Consider the following 22,623-nt stretch of genomic DNA (forward strand, 5'->3'; position numbering starts at 1 on the left):
CGTGCGAGAGGGCGTACGGGAAGGGTACGCACCACCGATGTGACCGGTGTGACTACCTGGTGATATTTGTGTGCGGTGCATTCGATGATCATCCGGACCTCACGGCGCGCCCTGCCCGTCGCCGTCTCCGCCGCCACCGCCGTCGCCCTGCTGGCCGGCTGCACCAGCGGCGGCTCCTCCTCCGCGCCCGCCCCGGCCGCGGCGTCCGCCACCACCCTCGCGTCCGCCACTCCGAGCGCGACCCCGACCCCGACCTCCAAGCCCACCGGCGCCGACGACCCGGCCCTCAAGGCCTTCTACGGCCAGCAGCTGGCCTGGGCGCCCTGCCGGAACGACGGCGACCAGTCGGGCGAGGAACAGGCCGACACCTCGGCACTGCAGTGCTCGACCCTCAAGGTCCCGCTCGACTACGCCGCCCCGGACGGCGGCACGCTGGACGTCGCCGTGATCCGCAACCCCGCGGTCAAGCAGGACCAGCGGATCGGCTCGCTGATCCTCAACCCGGGCGGTCCGGGCGGTTCCGGCGTCGCCATGGTCAAGGGCGGCCCGAAGCGCTTCGACGGTCCGGTGCACGACCGGTACGACCTCGTCGGCTTCGACCCGCGCGGCGTCGGCGGCACCAGCCCGCTCAACTGCCTGGACGACCGGACCCGCGACGGCTGGCTGAACACCGACGAGGCCGGCGCCGACCACGGCAAGCAGCTCGCCGACGCGTGCCAGGCCAAGTACGCCCGGGTGCTGCCCTTCGTCAGCACCCGCAACACCGCCCGCGACATGGACGTCCTGCGCGCCGCCCTCGGCGACCGGAAGCTCAGCTACCTCGGCATGTCCTACGGCACCTACCTCGGCTCGCTCTACGCCGAGGAGTTCCCGGACCGGGCCGGCCGGCTGGTGCTGGACGGCGCCACCTCGCCGTCCAGCACCCTGATCCAGCACAACATCGAGCAGGAAGCCGGATTCGAGCGCTCGCTGAAGGCGTTCGCCGCGGACTGCGCCGCCAAGAACCCGTGCCCGCTCGGCAAGGACCCCGATCTCGCGGCGGGGAAGCTCGCCGACTTCCTCGACGGGCTCAAGGACAAGCCGCTCAAGACCGCCAAGGGCCGGACCCTCACCTCCACCGCGGCCTGGAACGGCGTGATCGGCCGACTCTACGGCGGCGAACAGGCCTGGGCCGGCCTGCGCAACGCCCTCGGCTGGGCCATGGTCCGCGGCGAGGGGGACGACCTGCTCGCGCTCGCCGACGACTACAACGGCCGGGACAAGGACGGCCGTTACGGGCCCTCCACGGACGCCTACACCGCCATCCACTGCGCCGACGGCGCCACCGACGCGCCCTCCGGCGAGCAGCTCCAGGCCGCGCTCAGCGACCTCGCCGCCAAGGCCCCGCTGGTGAGCAAGCACGACCCGACGGCCGCGCTGTTCGATCCCGACTGCCGTGTCTGGCCGTTCCGCTCGACCGAGAAGCCGCACGTCGTCAAGTCCACCGCCGCCACCCCGATCGTCGTCGTCGGCTCCACCGGCGACCCGGCCACCCCCTACGCCTGGGCGGAGAAGCTCACCGGCGAGCTCGGCAACGCCGTCCTGCTCACCCGCGAGGGCGAGGGGCACGTGGCGTACGACCGCAGCGCCTGCGTCCGCGCATCGGTGAACGCCTTCCTCGTCGACGGCACCGTGCCGACCGCGGGCACCCGCTGCACGACCGACTGACGCCCGGGGCTGCCGCGCGCCGAGTCCCCCTGCCCTGCCTCTCCCCCGAGCGGGCAGGGGGTCGGCACACCGTCGGCACAGGAACCGTCGGCACAGGAACTCACCGCGAGAGCCGTCGACACGGGAACCGTTCGCACGGGAACTGTCGGCACGGGAACCGCCGGCGCCCCTTCCGGACCTGCCGTCAACAAAGGCGCGGCGCCCCTTCGCGCTCCGTCGGACCCAGCCGGCCTCGCAGGGGCGGCGGCGCCACCGGAAATCCCCTCCTGCCCTCTCCCGGTAGACCGCCCCCGCGCAGGACTGCGGACCTCCCGTGCCACCACTTCGCAATCCTGCATCACGTCGGTGTCGGCGAACCCGCACTGCGGTGACGATCATAATCGCCAGGCGACGCGCGTTGTACCCCGCGACCACCGAAACCGGCGAGCTCGCCTCCCCGCACGGTGCACGGCCACCCGTCGCGGCCGACCGAGCCACGGGCCGCGTGGGCGGCGCGGAAACGGACATCGCCGAACGGTGCGGCGCCTCCGCTCATCGGCCGTCGGCCGGACCAGGCGTACGCGCGGCCTTCTCCTCGAGCTCGCGGAGGTCGTCGGCCATGGCGAGCAGGACCCGCAGGCTCCGGTCCGAGAGCGCGGCGGCACGCCTGGCCAGGTCCACCACCCCGTCGTGGCCGAGGGCCTGTTCCAGCTCGCCGATCCGCCCCAGCCGATCGAGCTGCTCATCGACCAGGGCGGCCTTGGCGTCGTCCAGGAAGTAGCTCGCGCCGGCGCTGATGCCGAAGCCGCGGCCCAGCCAGTCCAGCGTGTCCACGGTGGGGTTGGAGGCCTGGCCCTTCTGGTTCAGGCCGAGGTGGAGGTTGCGCACCGTGTCGCGCGAGATGACGTCGCGTCCCGCCAGCCGGTTGATCCGCTCGGCCAACTCCCGGTAGGCCGGCGGGCGTCCGCCGGACCGCGCCGCCTCCCGGGCCATCAGCCGCTCCAGCCGGGCGGCGATCGCCGAGGCCCGGTCCACCGGCTGCTCCGGTCCGCCGGCCGCGCCGGCGTCTGCTGCCGTCACCTTCGTCCCCCTCCCCGAGGCGCAGTCACGATACCGTCGGCGTTCCACCAGCCGTCACCCGGGCTCGTCGGCCGGCCGGCGGCGGTGGGCCCCGGCCGGGAGAGACCGGGGCCCACCGGCACGCGGGCGAGGTCGACAGCGGGCTCAGCAGCCGAAGTCGATCAGGCGGAATGTGGCGTAGTGGTCACCGGTGTAGTAGTCCTCGCGGTACCGCTGCCCCGTGACGATCCGGCGGGCGCCCCGGGTCGGGGCACCGGGGGTGACGACGGTGTACTCGTGGTAGTAGCCGGACCGCTGCGAGGGCAGCACGTGCTCCTTGTTGCCGAACACGGTGCCGTCCTGGCGGTACGGGAAGGGACCGCCTGCGGCGATCAGGTCGAGGCTGGTCCGGGCCTGGGAGGGCAGGGCGGAAAGGCACACCTTGCCGCTCACCGAGGCATGCGCCTCGGTGGCGACGGCGACGGGCGCGAGTGTGGTCAGGGCGAGGACGGTGGTGGCGGCAACACGCTTTGACACGCGTGGAGTTCGGGTCATGCCACCCAGGATGACGAGCCCGGGAGCGGCCCGGAAGCCCTGTCCGGAGTCTTCACCTCCGGTCAACTCACCGTACTTTTGCAGGACTTGACCGGGTCAGCGGGCCGCTCCGCGTGACCGCATCCGGGGGCGGCCGGCCCGTCGGCCGTCCCCACCGGCCGAACCCCAGCCGCACCCGCACAGGTACTCGCCCCCGCACCCGCACATGCGTCCGCCACCGCCGGTCGAGGCGGTGGCGGACGCGGAGGCGATGGCGGACGCGGTGACGGCCGCAGTGCCGGACGCGGTGCCGGACGACCGCGCGGCTCAGCCGCGCGGCAGCACCAGGGACTGCACCGCCGACAGCTTGCGCCAGTCGCTCGACACGATGCTGGCGTGCGCGCGGGCCAACTGCTCGGTGCGGGCCCGCGCCTGGTCGGCGGTCGGATCGGTCGCGCTGATCTGCGGCGCGACGTTCTGGGCGTCCGTCATCACCAGCAGGTAGTGCGAGCGGTCGTACCACGCGGTGTCGATGCCGTTGACGTAGGCGGCGGCGTCGCCGTCGAAGACCACGAACCAGGGCCGGATCCCGGCGTCCGCCCCGGTGTACTTGCCGCGCGGGTCGCCGGCCGCGGCGCCGTGCACGGCGGGGAACAGCTGGGCCTGGCCGATCCGCCCGGCCGCCGCGAGGTCCCGCAGGTGCCGCCCGTACTCGACGTCGGTGTGCAGGTTGTCGAAGGGGTTGCCCTCCTCGACCGTCCCGGGGATCGCGTAGAGCAGTACCCGACCGGCGAGCGCCGAGCGGCTCGGCCAGTTGCCCGCCCGCACCGCCTCGTCGACCGTGGCGTACGAGCCGCCGCCGGGCCTGGCCAGCACGTCGGCCGGGCGCAGCACGGCGTTGCCGAGGTGGCCGGCGATCAGCGCGTCCAGCTGGTCGGCACCCATCCCCATGTTCCCGGCGAAGCCGCCCTTGAGTTCCAGCTTGATCACCAGCGGTCCGGCGCCCGGGTGGGCGCCGAGCCAGACCCGGACGTCGTCGAGGCAGTGCTCCAGGTTCTTGTTGGTGCCGCCGGCGTAGAGCTGGGCCGGGGTGTCCGCGGCGGTGCAGTTGTTGGAGTTGCCGAGCGGGTTGGAGTGGCTGACCTTCCACTCCTTGGTGACGACGTCGGTCCAGAGGTCCAGCTCGATCATCCCGGTGCCGGTGTCGAGGCTCTGGGCGAGGTACGGGTAGGCGGCCGGGTCGTAGGTGTTGTGCAGGCCCACGGTGGTGGCCGAGCCGAACGGCAGGTCGCCCGTGCCGCCCTCGGCGGCCGCGGGGGCGGCGGTCGGGATCAGGGCCGCCGCGGCGGCGGCCAGGCCGGCCGCCATGAGGCCGGCCAGGGTACGGCGTACGGTCATCGGAATCGTTCCCCCCGGGTTCGGTCGCGTCGGCCGCCCTCGCGGCCGCCCGAGCAAGCATCGCCCGCCCGGGCGTGCTTCTCGTGAAGAAGACACGACAATAGCGTGACGACTCCGTCACGCCTGCAGGGGGTCCGGGCCGGGCTCCCCCGGCCCGCGCGGGGTGCCGCGCAGGGCGCCACGCCCCGGAGGTGACGAAGCATCAGCCTGTCGTACCCGCGCGCTAGCGTGTCCCGCGAACACCTGGAAGCCGGGCACTGTGACGACTAGCACTGTGACGACCCACCCGGGCGACGAGCACCGGGTTCGAGATCACCCAGCCCACGAACAGCGAGCACCGAGCACCGAGCACCGAGCAGCGGAGGAAACCGATGTCCCTGGTCCGCGTCCACAACTTCTCGATCTCCCTCGACGGCTACGGCACCGGCGAGGGCCAGAGCCTCGAGCAGCCCTTCGGCCACGCGACCGATCGGTTGCACCGCTGGTTCTTCCGCACCCAGACCTTCCGGCGGATGCACGGCAAGACGGGCGGCGACACCGGTGTGGACGAGGCGATGGCCCGCACCTGGGCCGACGACATCGGCGCGGAGATCATGGGGCGCAACAAGTTCGGCCCGCAACGAGGCCCTTGGCAGGACGAGGACTGGCGCGGCTGGTGGGGCCCGAACCCGCCGTTCCACACCCCGGTGTTCGTGCTCACCCACCACCCGCGCCCGAGCCTCGAGATGGAGGGCGGCACGACCTTCCACTTCCTCGACGCCACCCCCGAGGAGGCGCTGGCGCAGGCCCGGAAGGCAGCCGGCGGCAAGGACGTCCGGATCGGCGGTGGGCCCAGCACCGTCCGCGCCTTCCTGGAGGCCGACCTGATCGACCACCTGCACGTGGTCGTGGTGCCGATCGTGCTCGGCCGGGGCGAGTCACTGTGGGCCGGGCTCGAGGGCCTGGAGCAGCGCTTCGACAGCGAAGCCGTGAGCAGCCCGAGCGGCGTCACCCACCTCACCCTCACCCGCCGCCGGGGCTGACGCGGTACGGGCGGCCTCCCCGCGTTCCGGGGAGGCCGCCCGACACACACCGGACCGGCCGGGACCGCCCGGGCCGGCCGGGACCGCCTGGGCTCGTCGGATCCGGTCGGTCACACCCGGCCGGGCACGTCAGACCCGGTCGGCCGCGATCAGCACGTACTGGAAGGAGCCGTCCTTGTAGGACTCGATGAACGCCTCCTCGATGCCGGTGACCAGCGAGGTGGTGTTGCGCAGCTCCCAGTAGGGCAGGGTGTCGGGGGTCAGGTCGATGACGGCCTGCGGCACCAGGCGGTTGTCGGCCATCGCCCGCAAGTACTCCCGGCGGGAGTGGATGTTGCACTCGAAGTGCGCGTTGATCTGCGAGACCCACTTCGACGGCTGCCCGTACTTCGGGTTCCAGCAGCCCGTGATGGTCACGTACCGGCCGCCGACGGCCAGTACCCGGGAGTGCTCGGCGAACAGGTCATGCAGGTCGACGTACATGCTGGACTCGTTGTTCCAGGAGCCGGCGGCCGAGCCGTTCTCGAAGGGCATGTCGAGCATGTTGGCCACCCGGGAGCGGACGAAGTCCCCGATGCCGAGCTCGGCGGCGCGCTTGTTGCCGAATTCGGCCTGCTGGGTGGAGAGGGTCAGGCCCTCGACGCGGCAGCCGAAGCGCTGGTGCGCCATGACCATGGAGCCGCCGCGACCGCAGCCGGCGTCGACCAGGAGGCCGTCGGCCGGGATGTCGCCGAGGTGGTCGAGCAGCACGTCGGCCTGGGCGGACTCCAGGCGGTGCAGCTCGGCGATGACCTTCTTCTCGCGCTCGCTGTCGGCCGGGTCGCCGATCGCCTGCTGGTCGACCGCGCCGATGCCGTAGTGGTGGTGGTAGAGGCCGTCGACGTCACCCAGGCGGAGGTTGACCGGGCGGGCCTCGTGGTCCCAGTAGCGCGCGATGTCACCCTGGTAGGGAGTCGCCGGGCCGGGGATGGTGCGGTCGGGAGCGCTGAGGTCGTCGGTCACGGACATGGGTCAACTCCAGTGTTCTCAAGGGTGGTTACCGGAAACGGGTGATTACCGGGATTCGGGCGGCTGCCGGGCGTGCGACCGGGAACGGCGCTCACCAGAAGTCGGGCAGCGTGTAGCGGTAGGTGTTGGTCTGGTGCCAGTAGTGGTTGCCGTCGACCCACGCGGCGACGCCGCGCAGGAACCGTACGAGTGTCGGCACGGGGCAGGCCGCGGCCAGCGCGGCCGCCTCCGCCTCGAAGGCGTGCATCAGCTCGTTGTGGACCTCGACGGCCTTCAGGTAGCCCTCCTTGTGCGAGACGCGCTCGCGTTCGGAGATCACCACGGGGAGGTTGAGGTGCACCCCCGGGCTGGCCAGCTCCTTGGTGTACGAGTACAGGTCGTTGACGATGGTCGTCGCGTTTCCGGCCAGCGCGATCACCCGCTGCATGGCGGGCAGCGCGTGCAGGTCGGCGGGCAGCTCGTAGCCGCCGACGGTGTCGGTGATCGTCGGGCAGGGGCGGAAGTTGTTGAACTGGCGCATCGCCAGGTACTCCCACACCTCCGGCACGTGGCCGGTCTCGTCCCAGGCCGCCTCTGCCAGGTACCCCATGTGCAGCCGCGCCATGTCGTGCCGGAAGCGGTCCGCCTGGGAGGGCGTCGCGGCGCGGACGAAGTAGTCCATCGCCGAGCGGTAGGCGCGCCGGGGCGGGTCCTCGGAGAGCGAGGCCTCCCAGGCCGGGTGGTACTCCGCCGTGGTGTGGAGCGGGTCGAGCGCGGTGTGCGCGAGCAGCAGGCGGCTGCCCAGGCCGACCGGAGAGCCGCCGAGGTCCTCGCAGTAGCAGTCGTCCACGGCGTTCTCCGCGACCATCAGGCGGGCCGCGAGCATCAGGTGGTCGACGCTGGGCGCGTCCGGGTGGCAGGCCACCATGTAGCGCCCGGTGGAGAACCCGTCGAAGTCCTTCTCCCACTCCGGCGGGTAGAGCTCGATCTCGTCGATCGCCCAGGCCTTGATCTTCAGGCTGAGCGCCTCCACCCGGACCGGGTCGGGCTCGGCGATCGGGTGGTGGTAGAGGCCGGGGACGGGATCGCCGGCCTTCGGCTTGCCCCCGGTCGGGGCATCGACGGTCGGGACACCGACGGCCGGGGCACCGATGGCTTGTGCATCGACGGCGACGGCCGGTGCGAGGCGGGGCGGACCGGGCAGGCCCGGCGCCGGACCGGCCGACCCGACCAGGAGCGGGGCCTTGGAGCCGGGAGTCCCGAACCCCGGGGTCCTGACCTCCGGGGTCCTGACCTCGGGCACCTCGGTCTCGGGCAGGACTTCCGCGGGGACGGCGGCCGCTGCCGCCGGCGCCTGGGCCGCCGCGAGCTGCGGCGCCGGCTGCAGCCCGGCGGTCCCGATTCCGCTCGGTCCGCGCAGGATCCGCTCGATGGCGCTGGTGTTCATGCGCCCACCCCTGACACGAGGACGGTCGTGGGCGGTGGGGGTGGTGAGTCCGGTTGGGTGCGCACGGGCATGGAGCCTCCTCTGAGAAGGACCGCAGGATGTGACGGGCCGTCATCCCGCCGTCGCGAAGGGGAACTCCACGCCGCGGGCCCCGTCTCGCTCGTTTCCCAACCGTAGGCGCGAAGGCGTGCCACGGAACGCAATGGACGATCTTCTACACCCGATAAGGTGAACGTTCATGCGTACGGCGTTTGAAGCGCCCCCTCATCCTGCACGGGCCGACCCCACCCTCCGGCGCATGGCGGCGGCCCGGCCCCCTGCGCCCCCGCTGCGGACCGCGTCAACCCACCGCGACCGTGGCGCGTCCGGCGCTGCCCGGCCGCGGGCCGCCCGCCCCGACGAGCGGTTCCGCCCGTAGCCGGCCGTGTAAGAGGGAGAAGAATGGCCTGGGGCCCCGTCGAGGAAGCGGGACCGGGAAGGAAGACCAGCGCATGGAGAGCCAGCCCAGCAGTCGCACCGCACTCGTCGAGGACCTTATGGAGCGCTTCCCCGACGTGCCCCGGGAGGCGGTGATCAAGGAGGATCTGCTGCGCGGAGGCATGGCCTTCGACGAGTCGGCCCTCAGCGGCAGCTCCGGCGCCGACGGGGGCGGCGAGGTCAAGCCGAAGTCGTACTTCATCTTCTCCTTCGACCACCGCACCCTGCCCGAACTCGGCGCGGCCGCACTCAACCGGCCGCCGGAGGAGGTGGTGCTGACCGGCGGACCGTACGGGCTGCGCCGCACGGTGGTGTCGGTGCGGGTCAACCCGGACTCGCCGTACCGGGTGGGGGCGGGCGAGGACGGCACCCTCGGCCTCTACCTGGACGGAGCCCGGATCGCCGACGTCGGCCTGCCGCCGATGCCCGACTACTACCGCCACACCCTGGCCAACGGCAAGTCCGTGATGGAGGTCGCCCCGACGATCCAGTGGGGTTACCTCATCTACCTCACGGTGTTCCGGGTCTGCCAGTACTTCGGCGCCAAGGAGGAGTGCCAGTACTGCGACATCAACCACAACTGGCGCCAGCACAAGGCGGCCGGCCGCCCGTACACCGGGGTCAAGCCGGTCGAGGAGGTGTTGGAGGCCCTCGAGCTGATCGACCGGCACGACACCGCCCGCGCCTCCCAGGCCTACACCCTCACCGGCGGCGCCATCACCTCGCACGTCGGCGGCCGGGACGAGGCCGACTTCTACGGGCAGTACGCCAGGGCCATCGAGGAGCGCTTCCCCCGCCGCTGGATCGGCAAGGTGGTCGCCCAGGCGCTGCCGCGCGAGGACATCCAGCGCTTCCGCGACTACGGCGTGCGGATCTACCACCCCAACTTCGAGGTCTGGGACAAGCGCCTGTTCGAGCTCTACTGCCCCGGCAAGGAGCGCTACGTCGGCCGGGACGAGTGGCACCGCCGGATCCTCGACTCCACCGAGGTGTTCGGCGCGGAGAACGTGATCCCCAACTTCGTCGCGGGCGTGGAGATGGCCGAGCCCTTCGGTTTCACCACCGTCGACGAGGCGATCGCCTCCACCCGGGAAGGCCTGCGGTTCTTCATGTCCCACGGGGTGGTCCCCCGGTTCACCACCTGGTGCCCCGAGCCCACCACCCCGCTCGGCAAGGCCAACCCGCAGGGCGCGCCGCTGGAGTACCACATCCGGTTGCTGCGGACCTACCGGGCGGCCCTGGAGGAGTTCGGCCTCTCCTCCCCGCCCGGTTACGGCCCGGCCGGTCCCGGCAAGGCGGTCTTCTCGGTCAGCTCCTTCATGGACTCGCTCCCGGGCTGAGCCCGCTGCCGGCGGTGCCGCGCGCCCGGCCGGGGGCGGCACTGCCGGACCGCCGGACCCGCCCGGCGAGCGCTCGCCCGCCGCGCAGCGGCCCGTCGAAGGCCGGCCGAGCGTGGCCTCACCCGCCGTTCAGCGGGCGGACGGTGAGGATCTGCTCGGCACGGCCGACCGGGCCGTGGACGTCGTGCAGCACCGTGCTGGTGACACCGTGCCCGGCCGGACCGAAGGTGACGGCGGTGTCCAGGCCGGTCCAGCGGCCTTCGGGGCGGCGGTGCAGGTGGACCGTCAGATCGGTGTTGGGGAACATCCACTCACCGGGATCCCGGCGGACGGCGATCCCGTTGGCGGTGTCGACCAGGGTGAGGAAGGCGGCGTGCGGGCTGCTGGGCTCCCCCGCGACCAGCTCCAGCGGCGTGGAGACCCAGGCGGCGGCGCGCCCGGGGGCGGTGAGGCGGTGCCGGACGTCGATGGAGGCGATGTAGCCGCCGCCCCACTGTCCGCTCATCGCCCACGGCTCGAACTCCTCGGGCGCGGGCAGCGGTTCGTCGTGGGTTCCGGCGACGGCGGCGGTGTCCAGCTCGGCCAGGAACCAGGCCCGGGCCCGGACGACCGCGCGGTCGCCCACGGTGGCCACCGCCTCCACCAGCTCGATGGTGCGGCCCGGCCGGACGGTCTCCACCGTGATCTCGAGCTCGTCGAGGGCGATCAGGCCGAGTATGTCGTAGCTGATCCGGGCCAGTGCCAGGCCGTCGGCGGGGCGGCCGGCCCGGTAGCGGTCGATCGCGTGGGCGATCAGGCCGCCCACCGGGCTGAAGTGCTGCTCGTCCGGGTGCCAGGCGCCCTGCGCGTGGCCGGTCGGCTTGTAGCGGTGCTCGCCGGTGCGCTGGTAGTAGCTGTCGGGCGCGGCGGTGGGGGCGGTCAAGGTGCGTTTCTCCTCGGGCCGGATCGCGGGGGGCCGAGCGGGCGCCGCAGGACTCCGGCGCCCGCGATCACGATCGTATGGGGCCGAACCGCACCGGCGGTTGTGATGCGCCCCACACCGCCGCGCCCCACACCGCCGCGCCCCACATCGCCGCGCCCCACACCGCCGCGTCCCGCACCGCCGCGTCCGGAGCCCGACCGGACGGTCACCGCCCGCACCGCCGTGGCCAGGCCCACCGCAGGCCGTACCGCCCGCCTCGCCCCCCGACGGAGCGGCGGTCAGTGCGCGGCGAGCGGGTAGTGGTCGGAGAGGTCGGTGTAGGTGTAGCTCCTGCCCCAGCTGCTCACCGTCCAGGGCGCGCTGTGCACCCGCAGGACCTCGTTGGTGTACTGCTGCGGGCGGGCGTGGTCGGCCCGGTAGAGCACGTGGTCGAGGTCCTCCTTGGGCTCGCCCGGGTAGCGGTAGGCGGCGATGGAGTTGTCGGTGGTGTCGAAGGAGTACGGCCAGCCGGTGCGGGCGGAGGCCGGGGCGAGGTTGCCGTTGTCCAGCAGCGCCTGGAACTCGGATCCGCGCGAGTCGATGTTGAGGTCGCCGGCGACGGCGATCGGCTCGTCGGCCGGGATCCGCTTGGCGTCCAGGAAGGCCCGCATCGCGCCGAGTTGCCTGGCCCGGTCGTCGGCGGCCTGCCCGCTCGCGCACCCGGAGTCGGTGGACTGCAGGTGGGTGCCGACCACGTGGGTGCGGCGCCCGTCGACGTCCAGCACCGCGTAGACGAAGCCCTTGTTGGACCACCAGTCGGAGCCGCAGGCGTCCTTGAAGACGTACTGCTCCTTGCGCAGGATCGGCCACTTGCTGAGCAGGGTGACCCCGCCGTCCTCGGGGGTGGTGGCGCTGTAGCTGCCCGAAGTGGCGTCCCAGCCGCTGGTGGAGCGTCCCACCACCGGCGTGTGGTACGGGTAGGCGGCCGCGGCCTGGGCGATCAGCGCGTCGGAGGCCGCGTTGTCGAAGGCCTCCTCCAGCACGACCACGTCGTGGCCCTGGAAGAAGTCCGCCGAGGCGATGGCCCGGGCGCGTTGCTGCTGGCCCCAGTTGGGGTAGAGCGAGGTGCTCATCAGGAAGGTGTTGTACGTCAGGACGTGCAGCGGCGGCGCGGTGACGGGGGCGCTCTCCGCGGCGGCCGGGGCGGTGCCGAGGGTGGCGAGCACGGTGGCGGCGGCGGCTGCGGCGAGGGCGCGGCGCGGGGACGGCAGGGGCATCCGGGGGCTCCGTGGGGGACGTGGTGACCCGCCGGTTCGCGGGATGTTGTGCATCCAACTTCGGTGCGTGCACGGCTCGCAAGACTTCCGGCGAGCATTCGGTGAACTCGTCCGGAACAGGAGGGCGGGACCGTCGGAGTCGTTGGGGCGGACGGCCGGTGACGCAGCGTCGGTTCCGGCGGCCCGCTCCCCGGCGATCGGGCTGGTCAGCCCGATCGGACCCCCGGTCTTCCGGCTGTCGGGGGCTGCCGTCACACTGGCGCGGGCACGACCGCGCACACCGATCGGGGGCAGCATGACCAGCAGCAGGAACAGGAAGCCGAAGAGACCGCTCGCCGCCGGGGCCTCCCGGCCGGCGAAGCCCGTCCGCAAGCGGGCGCGCAAGGACGCCCCGCTGCCGCCGCGCACCGTGCGCCGGACGGCGGTGCTGGTCGGGGTGCTCGCACCGGTGCTGATCATCGGGCTGCTCGCGCTCGCCAGCAACCCGGACTACCAGGTCGGCTGCACGGTCCTCGCGGTCCTGGTGCTGATGGCGGCCGTGGTGGGGCTGATGCTGGTCCGCAGCACCGGGTGGGTGGTCTGGCCGGCCGTCCTGTTGGGCGTGCTGCTGCTGGTGATCCCCACGCCCGCCATCCGCGCTCAGCTGCTCTCCCACCGCGGGGTGGAGACCCAGGTGGTCATCACCGCGGCCCACAGCGCCAAGGACAAGACGGGCAAGGTCAGTTGGACCTGCACCGTCCGCCGGGAGGACGACCGGCCGCTGCCCCACGGCACGATCGAGGGCATCGGCTGTTCGGGCGGCTCCGTCGGCACCACCGCGACCGTCGTGGTCGACCCGGACGGTTGGGCCCCGCCCGCCACCCTGGAGAAGGACCTCTCCTTCCGCAGCAGTGGTGTCTACGTCGCCGGCGCGGTTGCCGTCCTGTGGGCCGCGCTCACCTTCGGCGCCGCCCACCGCTCCCTGCGGGGGCGCGGCGGCCGCAAGGGCGGCAAGTAGCAGCCGGGCCGGCGGTCCGAACCGCTCGAGGACGACGGCTGCGTCGCCGACCGGGCCGGGCGCAGCCGTCCGTCAGGTCCCGACCAGGCCGTCGAGCAGGGCGAGGGCGTCCTCAACCGAGCCCGCCGGGTCGGTGACGGGGTAGAGCACGCCGCGGACGGTGCGGGAGTCGTCGAGGACCAGGGTGAGCCGCTTGAGGCGGTCCACACCGGCGGCGCGGAAGGTGGGCAGCCGGAGGGTGGCGGCGAGTTCCAGCCCGGCGTCCGAGAGCAGCGGGAACGGGATCCGCGCGTGCTCGGCGAAGGCGGCCAGCTGGTCCGGCCGCTGGGTGCTGACGCCGTAGACGGCGGCGTCGCGGGCGGCGAACTCTCCCATCCGGTCCCGGTAGGTGCAGGATTCCAGCGTGCAGCCGGCCGCTCCGGGAATCCCGCTCCAGCCCGGCGGGTAGTCCGCACCGCCCGGCGCGTAGGCGCCCGGATAGCAGTACAGCACCGTCCAGGCGCGGTCCGCGGCCACCGGGTCGGCCGGCCCGCCGGAGGCGGCGGTGAGCTCCATTGCGGGCAGTCGGCGGCCGGTCAGTGCCATGACCCGGCGGGTCTCGGCGGAGTCGGCGGCGCTGGTGCCGGAGAGCGAGCCGTCGCCCAGGACGTAGCGTCCGCCCCAGTCCTGGAGGGCGACCAGCACCGGCAGCAGTCCGCGTCCGGCTCCGGTCAGGTGGTACTCGTAGCGCGGCGGGTGCGGGTGGTAGAGCCGCTTCTCCAGCACGCCGTCGGCGACGAGGGCCTTGAGCCGCTCGGTGAGCACCTTGCGGCTGATGCCGAGTGCGTTCTGCAGCGCGTCGAACTGGTGGGTGCCGCCGGCCACGTCCCTGATCAGGAGCAGGGTCCAGGTGTCCCCGACCACGCTCAGGGCCTGGGAGATCGCGCAGTCGGGGTCAGCCGCTTCGGTGTGCCGCATGATCAGTGATTATAGTGAGTTCCCAAACGGAACTCACTCGGTCCCGGACCGGGTGGCGACAAGGGGGTGGACGTGACGGCGGAACCGGTGGAGACGGTGGACGGCGCGGGCGTGCAGGCGCCGGCGGAAGCGGTCGACGCGGTGCGGCCCGGCGGGCGCCGGGACGGCGGGGCGGGGGCGTTCTGGCGCTACTGGACCGCCTCGACGGTCAGCCGGCTCGGGGACCAGGTGACGGCGGTGGCGCTGCCCCTGATCGCGGTGGTCACCCTGCACGCGACGGCGCTGCAGGTCGGCTTGATCACGGGCGCGGCCTACGTGGCCTGGCTGCTGGTCGGGCTGCCCGCCGGGGTGCTGGTCCGCCGGCTGCCACTGCGCGGCACCCAGGTCGCGATGGACCTGCTCCGCGGCGTCGCCGTGGCCTCGGTGCCGCTGGCGGCGGCCCTCGGCGTGCTCGGGCTGCCGCAGCTCGTCGTGGTGGCACTGGTCGTCGGGTTCGCGAGCGTCGTCTTCGACGTGGGCAACTCCACCTTCCTGCCCACCGTCGTCCCGAAGGAGCAGCTGACCGCCCGCAACAGCCTGCTCTCCGGCAGCGTCGCGGCGACCGACCTGGCCGGCCCCTCGCTGGGCGGCGTGCTGGTCCAGCTGGTCGGCGGCGCGGCGTCGATGCTGCTGGACTCGGTCAGCTACCTGGCCTCGGCGGCGCTGCTGGGCAGTCTGCCGCGCACCGGGCAACCGGCCGCCGAACGGACGGACGGCGCCGGCATGCGGGAACAGATCCGGGAGGGCTGGCGGTTCGTCGTCCGGCATCCGGTGATCAAGCCCTGCGTCGCCGACGCCACCGCGGTGAACTTCGTCTGCGGCGCCCTGATGACGCTCACCCCGGTGTTCCTGGTCCGCACCCTGGACGCGCCGGCCGCCGCCGTCGGCGCCCTGCTGGCCACCGGAGGCCTCGGCAGCCTGCTCGGCGCCGCCGCCACACCCCGACTGGTGGCCCGGATCGGCACCGGTCGCGCGGTGTGGTGGGGCGCGGTGGTCGCCACCGCCTTCGCCCTGCTGCTTCCGCTGGCAGGGTCAGGCTGGGGGACGCTGGTCTTCGCCCTCGGCAACGCCGGGTTCTCCGCCGGCGTCGTGGTGACCAGCATCGTGACCCGCACCCACCGGCAGACCAGGACGCCGCCGGAGCTGCTGTCCCGGGTGATGGCCACCGTCCGCTTCGTCTCCTGGGGCGCGATCCCGGTCGGCGCCCTCGCCGCCGGCGCCGCGGCGGCGGCCTGGGGGCCGCGTACGGCGCTGCTGCTGTTCGCGGTGAGCAGCGTGGCCAGCCCCGCCGTCCTGCTGGCGAGCCCGATCCGGCGGATGCGCGACCTGGCCTGAGCCCGGCCGGCCCGGCCCCGCTCCTCCGTCGACCGGGCCGGGCGCCGAGCCGCCCGGAGGATCCGCGGGTACTTGGAATGGCTGGACAGCGAATTCGCATTGACGCAGCCGAGTAATACAAGACTACTTTGTTCACCCTCATTTTTCCCCGCCGGAAAAGCTTCACCGGATGATTCCGTGGGCATACCGTCTTCGACGGAGGCCGGGCCCGACGGCCCCATCCGAATACGTGGGGAGCACATGAAGAGAACGTTTCGAAAAATGTGCAGAACAATCGGATTCGCGGGAGCCGCTCTGCTGCTCTCCATGACGACGTCGGCCTCCGCGCACGCCGACACCGTGCGGCGCTTCGAGGGGTCCCACTGCAACGGCTGGTTCTTCCCCGCCTGCCTCAGCACCCAGGCCCGCCATGGCGAGGTCCGGTTCGGGAACGACAGCTACGAGGTCACGGCGGACGTCGAACTGCTCTACACGCAGGACGCCACCTACGGCTATCTCGAGCACTGGTCCCGTGAATACGGTGGTGGCCGAAGCGAAATCAGGCGCACCTCCTACATCCGCCCGGGAGAGGACGACCCCTCCGACGGAAAGTTCCGCCGGGTGTACGGGCTGGTATTCGGTACGGGCTATTTCAGCCCCACCCACGGAAAGAGCGTCGTGATCAGGTTCTGCGTCGCCGGCAATGCCGTCGGGGGCAAGTGCGGCGGGGAGATCGAGATCTTGGAGAACCCCCAGTAGCCCCACGGCACGGAACGCGCGGCGTACCGGGTCCTCTCCGGAGGTGCTCCGCAGGCGGGGGCTTGCGGCGCACCTCCGGAGACCCCCTGGGCAGGACTCCCCCCTACAGGCCACTCGGCCAGTTGTAGCTGCTCGGCACGGCCACGGAGGCGTTCTCCGCCGCCGTGCCGTACACCAGGGCGATCTCGTCGTGGGCGTGCAGCGTGATCGCCGCCGGATCGCCGGCCACCGGTTTGCCGTTCACGTACGCGGTCAGCGAGTGGGTGGCGTCGGTGCGCAGGCCGCCGAGGTGGTCGGCGGAGGCGGAGACCTGCCATTCGGTCAGGAACTGGCCCAGCGTGAAGTCGGCGTTCACCGGCGATTCGACGTGGATGACGCCGGTGGTGTCGTGGGTGTGCAGCGGACTGATCCGCTGGGCGTTCTCGTCGATGCCGATCAACGCGGGCACCGTCACGGCCTGTCCGTCGGCGTACACGTCGAGGTGCGCGTGGATGTGCAGGGCCGTGCCCTCGGCCCCGAGCATCGGTAGACCGGCCGCCTTGACGGCCGCCGCGACGTCGGCGGGCGCGTCCCAGGGCGGCGGGGTGGTCCGGCCCTCGGCGGTCGTGCGCGGGTGCGCCGGCACCCCGGAGGGCGGGGACGAGCTCTGGTTCGTCGCGATCACGACGGCGATCCCGCCGACCGCCACGAGTACGAGCAGGCCGATCAGCCCGCCCACCAGCCATCGCCGTCGCCGCTGGTGGCGGACCTCGGCCGCCCGGAGCGCGGCGGCGCGAGCCCTCCGTCGGGACGGCTCCGGGTTCTGCGCTGACATCGGTGCCGGCCTCCTCGGTCGAGGTAGCTGCTCTCTCAGCCTCGCAGAGTCGGTCCGGCTCGTCGCGTCGGGCCCGGCCCGGCCTGGAACCAGGCGGCCCCGACTCCCGGGCGGGAGTCGGGGCCGGAGCGCACTCGGCTCGGGTCAGTGCTGACCCGGGTAGCCTCCCGGCTGGCCCGGGTACGGCACGTTCGGGACCTGCGGCGGGTAGGGCTGCGCCTGCGGCGGCACCGGGGCGCCCGGCTGCGGCGGGTACGGCTGCCCCTGGGGAGCCGGGTAGCCCTGCGGCGCCGGGTAGCCCTGGGGTGCCGGGTACGGGTTGGCCGGCGGCTGGGGGTGCGGCTGGTGCTGCGGGTGCGGCTGGCCCTGCGGCGGGTACGGCGCCTGCGGCGCCGCGTACCCCTGCTGCTGCGGCAGCATCGGCTGCCCCGGCACCGGCTGGCCGGCCATCGGGTACGGCTGGCCCTGCGGCGTGTCGAACGGCTGCGAGGACGGGTCGATCGACCCGGGCGGGAAGGCCGCGCTCAGCTGGTCCATCTCGGCCCGCCAGATGCGGTGGATGTTCAGGCGCATCGGCTTGGCGTCACCCGGCATCTGGAGGTACATCGAGCTCCAGATGCTGGCGCGCTTGACCCGGCTGACCGGGAAGGCGGTGCGCGGGAACGCCGCGACGACGTCGCCGGGGCGGTTCGTCCAGCGGCTGGCCGCGTTGACCACCACGTGGGTGTTGGTGAGCGTCAGGAAGTAGTAGCGGCGGGTCAGGATGATGATCAGGCCGAGCAGCGGGATCTCGCCGAAGACACCGTTGAGCCACGGGCTGGGGCCGCTCTCCGCATGCACGCAGGCGATGAAGGTCTCCCCAGGAGGCGCCACCTGCGAGAGCTTCTCTATGACCTGGGCCTTCTGCTTGGCCCGGAGAATTGCCATGTGTTCGTCCCTCTTACCCCGTCTTGTCCGCCGACCGTTCGCGGCGGGAAATCGGCTGAGATTAGCAGGTGGTGATGAGGCTTCGAACAGCACCCTGGGCGGCCGAAGTTCCGCCCCGAGCGGTCGCCCCCGCCCAGGTCACCGACCCGCCGCCGCCTGGACTGCGGCCTCCTCCTGCCCGGGTCACGACCACGACAGAATCCGTTAAAAGGAGGGTCAAAAAATGGCGTGTCATCTTGCTGATAATGTGATCACCTGTGTATGCGCTGTGGCCCATTGCGCCGCAGGGGAGGGATTGGCCTGACCCGATCGATCAGGCCCTGTCACACAGGAGAAGCACCATCAACACCGTCATCCGCAAGGCCGCCAACGGCGCGCTGCCCGTAGCGGTCACCGCTTCCGTCCTCGCCGCGGGTCTGACCGCCTGCGGCACCGCCGAGCAGCTCTCGGCCGCCCAGAAGGTCACCAAGGCCTTCGACAAGGTGGGTGACGGCAAGTCGGCCGGCTTCACGCTCTCCGTGGAAGCCACCCCCGAGCAGGTCATCGCCTTCACCAAGGCCACCGGAGAGGCGGCCGACGAGACGAGCGCCCGCGCCCTGTCCGGGCTGTCCCTCTCCGTCGCCGTCGCGGCCGACAAGCCGCTCAAGGAGGTCGACGCCTTCAAGACCCCGAAGGCGGACGAGAAGAAGGACCTCACGCTCGACAAGTCGGTGCGGGTCTCCTACGTCCTCGCTGACCGCAAGGGCACTCCGCTCCTCGAGTACCGCCAGCTCGACGCCAAGGCGTACCTGCACGCCGACGTGAAGAGCGTCCTCAAGCTGACCGGCCAGGACCCGTCCGAGGTCGACACCGCCGCCCAGGACCTGCCCCCGGAGCTGAGCAGCGCCAAGGCCGTGCTGAACGGCAAGTGGGTCTCGTTCGACCTCCAGGAGCTGGCGGACGAGGCCAAGAAGACCGACGGCGGCAAGGGCGACAACCCCGCCGCCGTGCCCTCGGTCGACCCGGAGGCCGGCAACCAGCTCCTCAACTCCCTGAAGGACGTGTTCAACCGGACCGTCACCTTCGAGGACAAGGGCAAGAAGGACGGCACCGAGCACATCTGGATGAGCGCCCCCGCGCGCACCGCGGTGGACGAGCTGTACAAGGCGATCAAGCCCCTGGCCGGCAAGTTCCCGCAGCAGTTCAAGAACCTCCCGACCGAGGCCCCGAAGGACGTGCCGGACACCAAGGTCGGCGTGGACCTCTTCCTCAAGGACGGCGCGTTCTCCTCGGCCACCTTCGACCTGGCGCAGCTGGACCGCAAGGCCGGCCCCGGCGTCAACCTCCCCGTGAAGCTCGCCTTCAACCAGGCCGCGCCGAACGTCCAGGCCCCGGCCGACGCGGTGAAGATGACCGGCGAGGACCTGATGAAGACCTTCCTCACCCTCGCCGCCGGCGGCGCCGAGGACGGCACCGGACCGGACGACGTCCCGCCCGCCACCGAGGCCGCGCCGCTGACCGACGCCCAGCTCAAGGAGCTGGCCGGCCTCGGCGTGCCGGAGGCGCAGGCCCGTGCCTTCAACAAGCTCGGCATGAGCTTCGAGGACATCAAGTCCATCGCCCAGGAGAAGTGATCCTCCGACGCCGATGACCGTCCGGCCGCGGCCGCCCGCAGGGCCGCGGCCGGACCGGTCGGCAGGTCAGTCCGGCTTCTCCTGACGCCCCGTCATTCCTCGTCTCCCACGAGGAACGTGCAGCTCCACACGGCCGCGGCGCAGGTGGTTGCGGTGGCCGTCGGCGAACTCCAGCCGGAGGCTGCGGTCGGCCGGGGCGGCCACCACGACGGCGCTCTCGACCGTGCCGTAGGAGGAGTCGCGGTAGACCCACACCTGGTCCCCGACGTGGAACTCCGGCGTCTCGGAGACGATCACCGCACTCACCTTCCCTCGTGCCTCACCGATCAGTACGGTGCGCGGGCACCGGTCGACTCAGATGCCGGGCGAGGTCGCCGCGCGCGGGCCGCTCCCCGGGTGCCCACCCCCGGGAAGCGGCCCGCGAAGCGCCGGGTCAGGCGTGGGCGGCGGCGCACTCCGGGTGGCCCCAGCTGCCGCCCACCTTGGCGATCTTGTCCCCCTTGGCATACGGGCGGCTGCACGGGCAGGTGCCGGGGAAGCGGGCGTTCAGGGTGCGCGAGCCGCTGCGCCTCACGCTGCCGCCGGGACCGCCGGTACCGCCGGCGCTCCCCATGGCACCGGCGCCGGTCGTGGTGGCGGCCCGCGGGCTGCGCGCCCGGGGCGCCCGGGCGGCCGGGGCCGGGTCGGGCACCGGCAGGTCGACGGCGGTCCCGGCGGCGGCCTGCTGGGTGCGGGCGGCGTCACTGGCTGCCTTGTCGGCGATGGCGTTCAGCGGGTCCCCGTCCACCTGGTGGGCGGGGACGTACACGAAGACGACGTCCCTGCCCTCCAGGAGCTCGTCGATCCGCTGGATCAGCTCGCGGTTGGCGACCGGCTTGCCCGCGGCCGTCTTCCAGCCGTTGCGCTTCCAGCCCTTGAGCCACTTGGTCACCGAGTCACGGGTGTAGGTGCTGTCGAGCCTGACCTCCAGCGGCACGGCGGGATCGGTGGCGGCGAGCAGCTGCTGAAGTGCCGTCAGCTCACCGATGTTGTTGGTGCTGTGCCCGAGCGGCCCGGCCTCCCAGCGCTGGGGCCTCCCGGCGCCGTCCGCGACCACGTAGGCCCAGGCCGCCGGGCCCGGGTTGCCCTTCGCCGCTCCGTCACACGCTGCAATGACTCGTTCCACCATGCCCCGATCATGCCTGGTCAGGCGGTCGGTCGCCAAAGCCGCAGCCCGGGTCAGTACCAGCTGGTGAACGCGGCCACGCCCCGGCCGGTGCGGGCGGCGTGCCGCAGCACGCGCAGCGGGCCGTCGAGCAGGGCATCGGCGTCGTGGTCGGGAGCGTCACCGAGGCCGGTCATCCAGGCGTGGATCCGTTCGATCGCGTCCCGGCGCCGGGCACCGGTCAGGGTCAGGGCCTCCTCGGCCACGGGAAGGCAGGCGCGCAGCCCGGCGGAGTCGAGCAGGACGTCACCGAACCAGCCCGGCAGTCGCAGCGTCGCTTCCGGCCCCAGCGCGTAGGCCAGGGCCCAGAACGGGTTGGCCTTGCGGGCGGCTGCCGCGAACAGCCCCTCCTCGTCCTCGGGTGGGAACCGCTCCATCACGGCGTCGCGCAGGTCTTCGACCGGTTCGGCCCCGTCGCGGCAGCCGTCGAAGAACGCGCAGAGCCGCCGGGCGTCCTCCGTGGCGGTCCACTCCCCGTGGCCGTCCGTCGACCTGGCGAACAGGGACTCCCCCGCCCGCCCCCGCCACCAGTCCAGCTCCGCCGCACAGCCGGCCGGCGCCGACGGCGGCGGGAACGGCGACGCCGCCGCCCGATCCGCCGCCGAGGGCAGCAGGCCACGCAGCTCCTCGTCGGTCACCGTGCCGACGACCCACACGCCCGTGGCGCTCAACTCCGCCTCCCCTTGCCGGTCCGGCCCCCATCCTGCCCGCCCCCTCCGACAGCCGCCCCCGCCCGGACGGCGCGAACGCCGCGGGGCCTCACCGCAGCCGGGTCCCCGCCCGAGGGATCGCCGGCGCCTGTCCGGCGTACACCGGGAGCACCGCCGTGCCGGCCCTGGCCTCCAGCGTGCCCCGACTCGACGGGCGCCCAGGGGCCGACGGTCCCCGGCCTCAGGAGCCCGCGGCGGCGTCCTGGTCCTCGGCGAGCGGGAAGTCCGGCCAGGTGTCCATCAGCCTCGCCGAACCGGTCGACATGTAGAGGCCCGGGCCGCCTTGCGCGCCGCAGCCGTAGCCTCCGTGGACGACGCCGATCTGGTAGAAGACCTCACGACCGGGCACGGTGCGCAGCAGCGGGCCGCCGCTGTCGCCCTGGCAGGCGTCCCGGCCCTCGCGGCCGGCGCAGACCATGGTCGCCGGGTCGAACCCGCCCGCGATCGAGCACTCCTCGTGGGCGAGGAGCGGCACCTCCACCCGGTGCAGCCGGTCGGGCTTGTGGAAGAGCACGTCATCGGTCAGGCCCCAGCCGAGGACCGTGGCCGCCTGGCCGGGGCGCAGCCCCGCGTCGGTGCCCCTGGTGGGCAGCCGCACCGGTGTGATGCCGTACACCGCCTCCTCCAGTTGCACGGCCGCCACGTCGTAGTCGCCCCTCTCCGGGTCGTACAGGGGGTGGATCCTGACGTCCTCCACGTGCCGGAACTGGCCCTTTCCGGTGTCGGACAGCTGGGTACGGCCGACGACGACGTCGAACCCCTCGTGCTCCCAGCCCCAGACGCAGTGAGCGGCGGTCAGCACCCAGTCGGGGGCGATCAGGCTGCCGCCGCAGAACTGGTTCCGGTAGTCGTTGGCGGCGGGGTTCTGGAGGAGCAGCGCGGCCATGAACGGGTAGGCGTCGTCCGCGACTTCGCTGCCGCCGATGATCCGGGCGCGCGGTGCGGTCTCCGCCGCGAGCCGGGCGGGAGGCGGGTCGGTGGTGCCGGCTCCCAGGAGGGCGGCGACCACGGCCGCGGTGAGGCCGATCGTCATGGCGTGGCGCAGGCGGCCACGGGCGGCGCGGAAGAGCATGGGGATTCCCTGTCGCAGGCGCGGGTCGACGGCCGGGGCCGTCATCGGAGGGCGGCCACGGGCGGCGTCCGGGAGGTGCGCGGAGCCAC

21 protein-coding genes are annotated in these 22,623 nt (G+C 72.9%); 7 read left to right on the top strand and 14 right to left on the bottom strand.

The annotated features are described in order from the left end of the window. Window positions 1-84: 84 nt before the first annotated feature. Window positions 85-1,707, top strand: a complete 1,623-nt coding sequence (locus tag ABT247_RS00210) for an alpha/beta hydrolase (RefSeq protein ID WP_350735467.1) — start codon at window positions 85-87, stop codon at window positions 1,705-1,707. A gap of 531 nt (window positions 1,708-2,238) precedes the next feature. Here the strand turns inward: ABT247_RS00210 and ABT247_RS00215 are convergent. The 3 genes from ABT247_RS00215 to ABT247_RS00225 form a co-directional block, all read right to left on the bottom strand. Next, entirely contained in the window at window positions 2,239-2,766 is a 528-nt protein-coding gene (locus ABT247_RS00215; RefSeq protein ID WP_350735469.1) for a hypothetical protein, read from the bottom strand. A gap of 144 nt (window positions 2,767-2,910) precedes the next feature. Then, window positions 2,911-3,300, bottom strand: coding sequence for a guanyl-specific ribonuclease (locus ABT247_RS00220; RefSeq protein WP_350735471.1), 390 nt, complete (start codon window positions 3,298-3,300; stop codon window positions 2,911-2,913). Window positions 3,301-3,606: 306 nt separating this feature from the next. Continuing rightward, window positions 3,607-4,677, bottom strand: a complete 1,071-nt coding sequence (locus ABT247_RS00225; protein ID WP_350735474.1) for a phosphatidylinositol-specific phospholipase C domain-containing protein — start codon at window positions 4,675-4,677, stop codon at window positions 3,607-3,609. A gap of 371 nt (window positions 4,678-5,048) precedes the next feature. Here ABT247_RS00225 and ABT247_RS00230 point away from each other — a divergent pair, with 371 nt between their 5' ends. Then, window positions 5,049-5,699: a dihydrofolate reductase family protein gene (locus tag ABT247_RS00230; RefSeq protein ID WP_350735476.1), complete on the top strand. Its 651-nt coding sequence runs from the start codon at window positions 5,049-5,051 to the stop codon at window positions 5,697-5,699. A 129-nt stretch (window positions 5,700-5,828) separates the two neighbouring features. Here ABT247_RS00230 and ABT247_RS00235 read toward each other — a convergent pair whose 3' ends face one another. Together ABT247_RS00235 and ABT247_RS00240 are read right to left on the bottom strand one after the other, a co-directional pair. After that, a complete protein-coding gene (locus ABT247_RS00235) occupies window positions 5,829-6,707 on the bottom strand; it encodes a geranyl diphosphate 2-C-methyltransferase (RefSeq protein WP_350735478.1) in 879 nt (292 codons plus the stop codon). A 91-nt stretch (window positions 6,708-6,798) separates the two neighbouring features. Then, on the bottom strand, window positions 6,799-8,133 hold the full coding sequence (locus ABT247_RS00240; protein WP_350735481.1) for a family 2 encapsulin nanocompartment cargo protein terpene cyclase: 1,335 nt from the start codon (window positions 8,131-8,133) through the stop codon (window positions 6,799-6,801). A 491-nt stretch (window positions 8,134-8,624) separates the two neighbouring features. Here ABT247_RS00240 and ABT247_RS00245 point away from each other — a divergent pair, with 491 nt between their 5' ends. Next, window positions 8,625-9,950 (top strand): radical SAM protein, encoded by a 1,326-nt coding sequence (locus ABT247_RS00245; RefSeq protein ID WP_350735484.1) that lies wholly within the window; start codon window positions 8,625-8,627, stop codon window positions 9,948-9,950. A gap of 118 nt (window positions 9,951-10,068) precedes the next feature. On the opposite strand, the gene ABT247_RS00250 is transcribed toward ABT247_RS00245, so the two are convergent. Further along, the gene (locus tag ABT247_RS00250; RefSeq protein WP_350735486.1) at window positions 10,069-10,872 is read right to left on the bottom strand and encodes a thioesterase family protein; all 804 of its coding nucleotides are present in this window, start codon (window positions 10,870-10,872) and stop codon (window positions 10,069-10,071) included. A 278-nt stretch (window positions 10,873-11,150) separates the two neighbouring features. Further along, on the bottom strand, window positions 11,151-12,128 hold the full coding sequence (gene sph, locus ABT247_RS00255; protein ID WP_350735489.1) for a sphingomyelin phosphodiesterase: 978 nt from the start codon (window positions 12,126-12,128) through the stop codon (window positions 11,151-11,153). Between the two features lie 295 nt (window positions 12,129-12,423). Between sph and ABT247_RS00260 the strand changes: the two genes are divergently transcribed. After that, the gene (locus ABT247_RS00260) at window positions 12,424-13,125 is read left to right on the top strand and encodes a hypothetical protein (protein ID WP_350735492.1); all 702 of its coding nucleotides are present in this window, start codon (window positions 12,424-12,426) and stop codon (window positions 13,123-13,125) included. A gap of 72 nt (window positions 13,126-13,197) precedes the next feature. On the opposite strand, the gene ABT247_RS00265 is transcribed toward ABT247_RS00260, so the two are convergent. Then, on the bottom strand, window positions 13,198-14,082 hold the full coding sequence (locus ABT247_RS00265; RefSeq protein WP_350735495.1) for a winged helix-turn-helix transcriptional regulator: 885 nt from the start codon (window positions 14,080-14,082) through the stop codon (window positions 13,198-13,200). A 72-nt stretch (window positions 14,083-14,154) separates the two neighbouring features. Between ABT247_RS00265 and ABT247_RS00270 the strand changes: the two genes are divergently transcribed. Further along, the gene (locus ABT247_RS00270; protein WP_350735497.1) at window positions 14,155-15,456 is read left to right on the top strand and encodes an MFS transporter; all 1,302 of its coding nucleotides are present in this window, start codon (window positions 14,155-14,157) and stop codon (window positions 15,454-15,456) included. 306 nt (window positions 15,457-15,762) lie between these two features. Next, window positions 15,763-16,194, top strand: coding sequence for a hypothetical protein (locus ABT247_RS00275; RefSeq protein ID WP_350735500.1), 432 nt, complete (start codon window positions 15,763-15,765; stop codon window positions 16,192-16,194). Between the two features lie 103 nt (window positions 16,195-16,297). Here the strand turns inward: ABT247_RS00275 and ABT247_RS00280 are convergent, their stop codons facing one another. Then, window positions 16,298-17,008 (bottom strand): hypothetical protein, encoded by a 711-nt coding sequence (locus tag ABT247_RS00280; RefSeq protein WP_350735503.1) that lies wholly within the window; start codon window positions 17,006-17,008, stop codon window positions 16,298-16,300. A gap of 144 nt (window positions 17,009-17,152) precedes the next feature. Then, window positions 17,153-17,935, bottom strand: a complete 783-nt coding sequence (locus tag ABT247_RS00285; protein ID WP_350735506.1) for a hypothetical protein — start codon at window positions 17,933-17,935, stop codon at window positions 17,153-17,155. Between the two features lie 257 nt (window positions 17,936-18,192). Between ABT247_RS00285 and ABT247_RS00290 the strand changes: the two genes are divergently transcribed. Further along, window positions 18,193-19,548, top strand: coding sequence for a hypothetical protein (locus ABT247_RS00290; RefSeq protein WP_350735509.1), 1,356 nt, complete (start codon window positions 18,193-18,195; stop codon window positions 19,546-19,548). Window positions 19,549-19,614: 66 nt separating this feature from the next. Here ABT247_RS00290 and ABT247_RS00295 read toward each other — a convergent pair whose 3' ends face one another. The 4 genes from ABT247_RS00295 to ABT247_RS00310 all read right to left on the bottom strand — a co-directional run bounded on the left by ABT247_RS00295 (window position 19,615) and on the right by ABT247_RS00310 (window position 22,534). Beyond that, entirely contained in the window at window positions 19,615-19,845 is a 231-nt protein-coding gene (locus ABT247_RS00295) for a hypothetical protein (RefSeq protein WP_350735512.1), read from the bottom strand. 136 nt (window positions 19,846-19,981) lie between these two features. Then, on the bottom strand, window positions 19,982-20,716 hold the full coding sequence (locus tag ABT247_RS00300; RefSeq protein ID WP_350735514.1) for a ribonuclease H family protein: 735 nt from the start codon (window positions 20,714-20,716) through the stop codon (window positions 19,982-19,984). Window positions 20,717-20,766: 50 nt separating this feature from the next. Continuing rightward, on the bottom strand, window positions 20,767-21,423 hold the full coding sequence (locus ABT247_RS00305) for a hypothetical protein (RefSeq protein ID WP_350735517.1): 657 nt from the start codon (window positions 21,421-21,423) through the stop codon (window positions 20,767-20,769). A 220-nt stretch (window positions 21,424-21,643) separates the two neighbouring features. Further along, window positions 21,644-22,534: a S1 family peptidase gene (locus ABT247_RS00310; RefSeq protein WP_350735520.1), complete on the bottom strand. Its 891-nt coding sequence runs from the start codon at window positions 22,532-22,534 to the stop codon at window positions 21,644-21,646. Window positions 22,535-22,623: the final 89 nt, after the last annotated feature.

It is taken from the genome of Kitasatospora sp. NPDC001539 (assembly GCF_040298565.1).
Classification (GTDB): Bacteria; Actinomycetota; Actinomycetes; order Streptomycetales; family Streptomycetaceae; genus Kitasatospora.

Bases quoted from the DNA above. Each gene is read 5' to 3' on its own strand.
- ABT247_RS00225 (WP_350735474.1), bottom strand. From the start codon at position 4,677: ATGACCGTACGCCGTACCCTGGCCGGCCTCATGGCGGCCGGCCTGGCC.
- ABT247_RS00260 (WP_350735492.1), top strand. From the start codon at position 12,424: ATGACCAGCAGCAGGAACAGGAAGCCGAAGAGACCGCTCGCCGCCGGG.
- ABT247_RS00310 (WP_350735520.1), bottom strand. From the start codon at position 22,534: ATGCTCTTCCGCGCCGCCCGTGGCCGCCTGCGCCACGCCATGACGATC.
- ABT247_RS00265 (WP_350735495.1), bottom strand. From the start codon at position 14,082: ATGCGGCACACCGAAGCGGCTGACCCCGACTGCGCGATCTCCCAGGCC.
- sph (WP_350735489.1), bottom strand. From the start codon at position 12,128: ATGCCCCTGCCGTCCCCGCGCCGCGCCCTCGCCGCAGCCGCCGCCGCC.
- ABT247_RS00220 (WP_350735471.1), bottom strand. From the start codon at position 3,300: ATGACCCGAACTCCACGCGTGTCAAAGCGTGTTGCCGCCACCACCGTC.
- ABT247_RS00230 (WP_350735476.1), top strand. From the start codon at position 5,049: ATGTCCCTGGTCCGCGTCCACAACTTCTCGATCTCCCTCGACGGCTAC.
- ABT247_RS00285 (WP_350735506.1), bottom strand. From the start codon at position 17,935: ATGGCAATTCTCCGGGCCAAGCAGAAGGCCCAGGTCATAGAGAAGCTC.
- ABT247_RS00280 (WP_350735503.1), bottom strand. From the start codon at position 17,008: ATGTCAGCGCAGAACCCGGAGCCGTCCCGACGGAGGGCTCGCGCCGCC.
- ABT247_RS00245 (WP_350735484.1), top strand. From the start codon at position 8,625: ATGGAGAGCCAGCCCAGCAGTCGCACCGCACTCGTCGAGGACCTTATG.
- ABT247_RS00275 (WP_350735500.1), top strand. From the start codon at position 15,763: ATGACGACGTCGGCCTCCGCGCACGCCGACACCGTGCGGCGCTTCGAG.
- ABT247_RS00240 (WP_350735481.1), bottom strand. From the start codon at position 8,133: ATGAACACCAGCGCCATCGAGCGGATCCTGCGCGGACCGAGCGGAATC.
- ABT247_RS00210 (WP_350735467.1), top strand. From the start codon at position 85: ATGATCATCCGGACCTCACGGCGCGCCCTGCCCGTCGCCGTCTCCGCC.
- ABT247_RS00300 (WP_350735514.1), bottom strand. From the start codon at position 20,716: ATGGTGGAACGAGTCATTGCAGCGTGTGACGGAGCGGCGAAGGGCAAC.
- ABT247_RS00235 (WP_350735478.1), bottom strand. From the start codon at position 6,707: ATGTCCGTGACCGACGACCTCAGCGCTCCCGACCGCACCATCCCCGGC.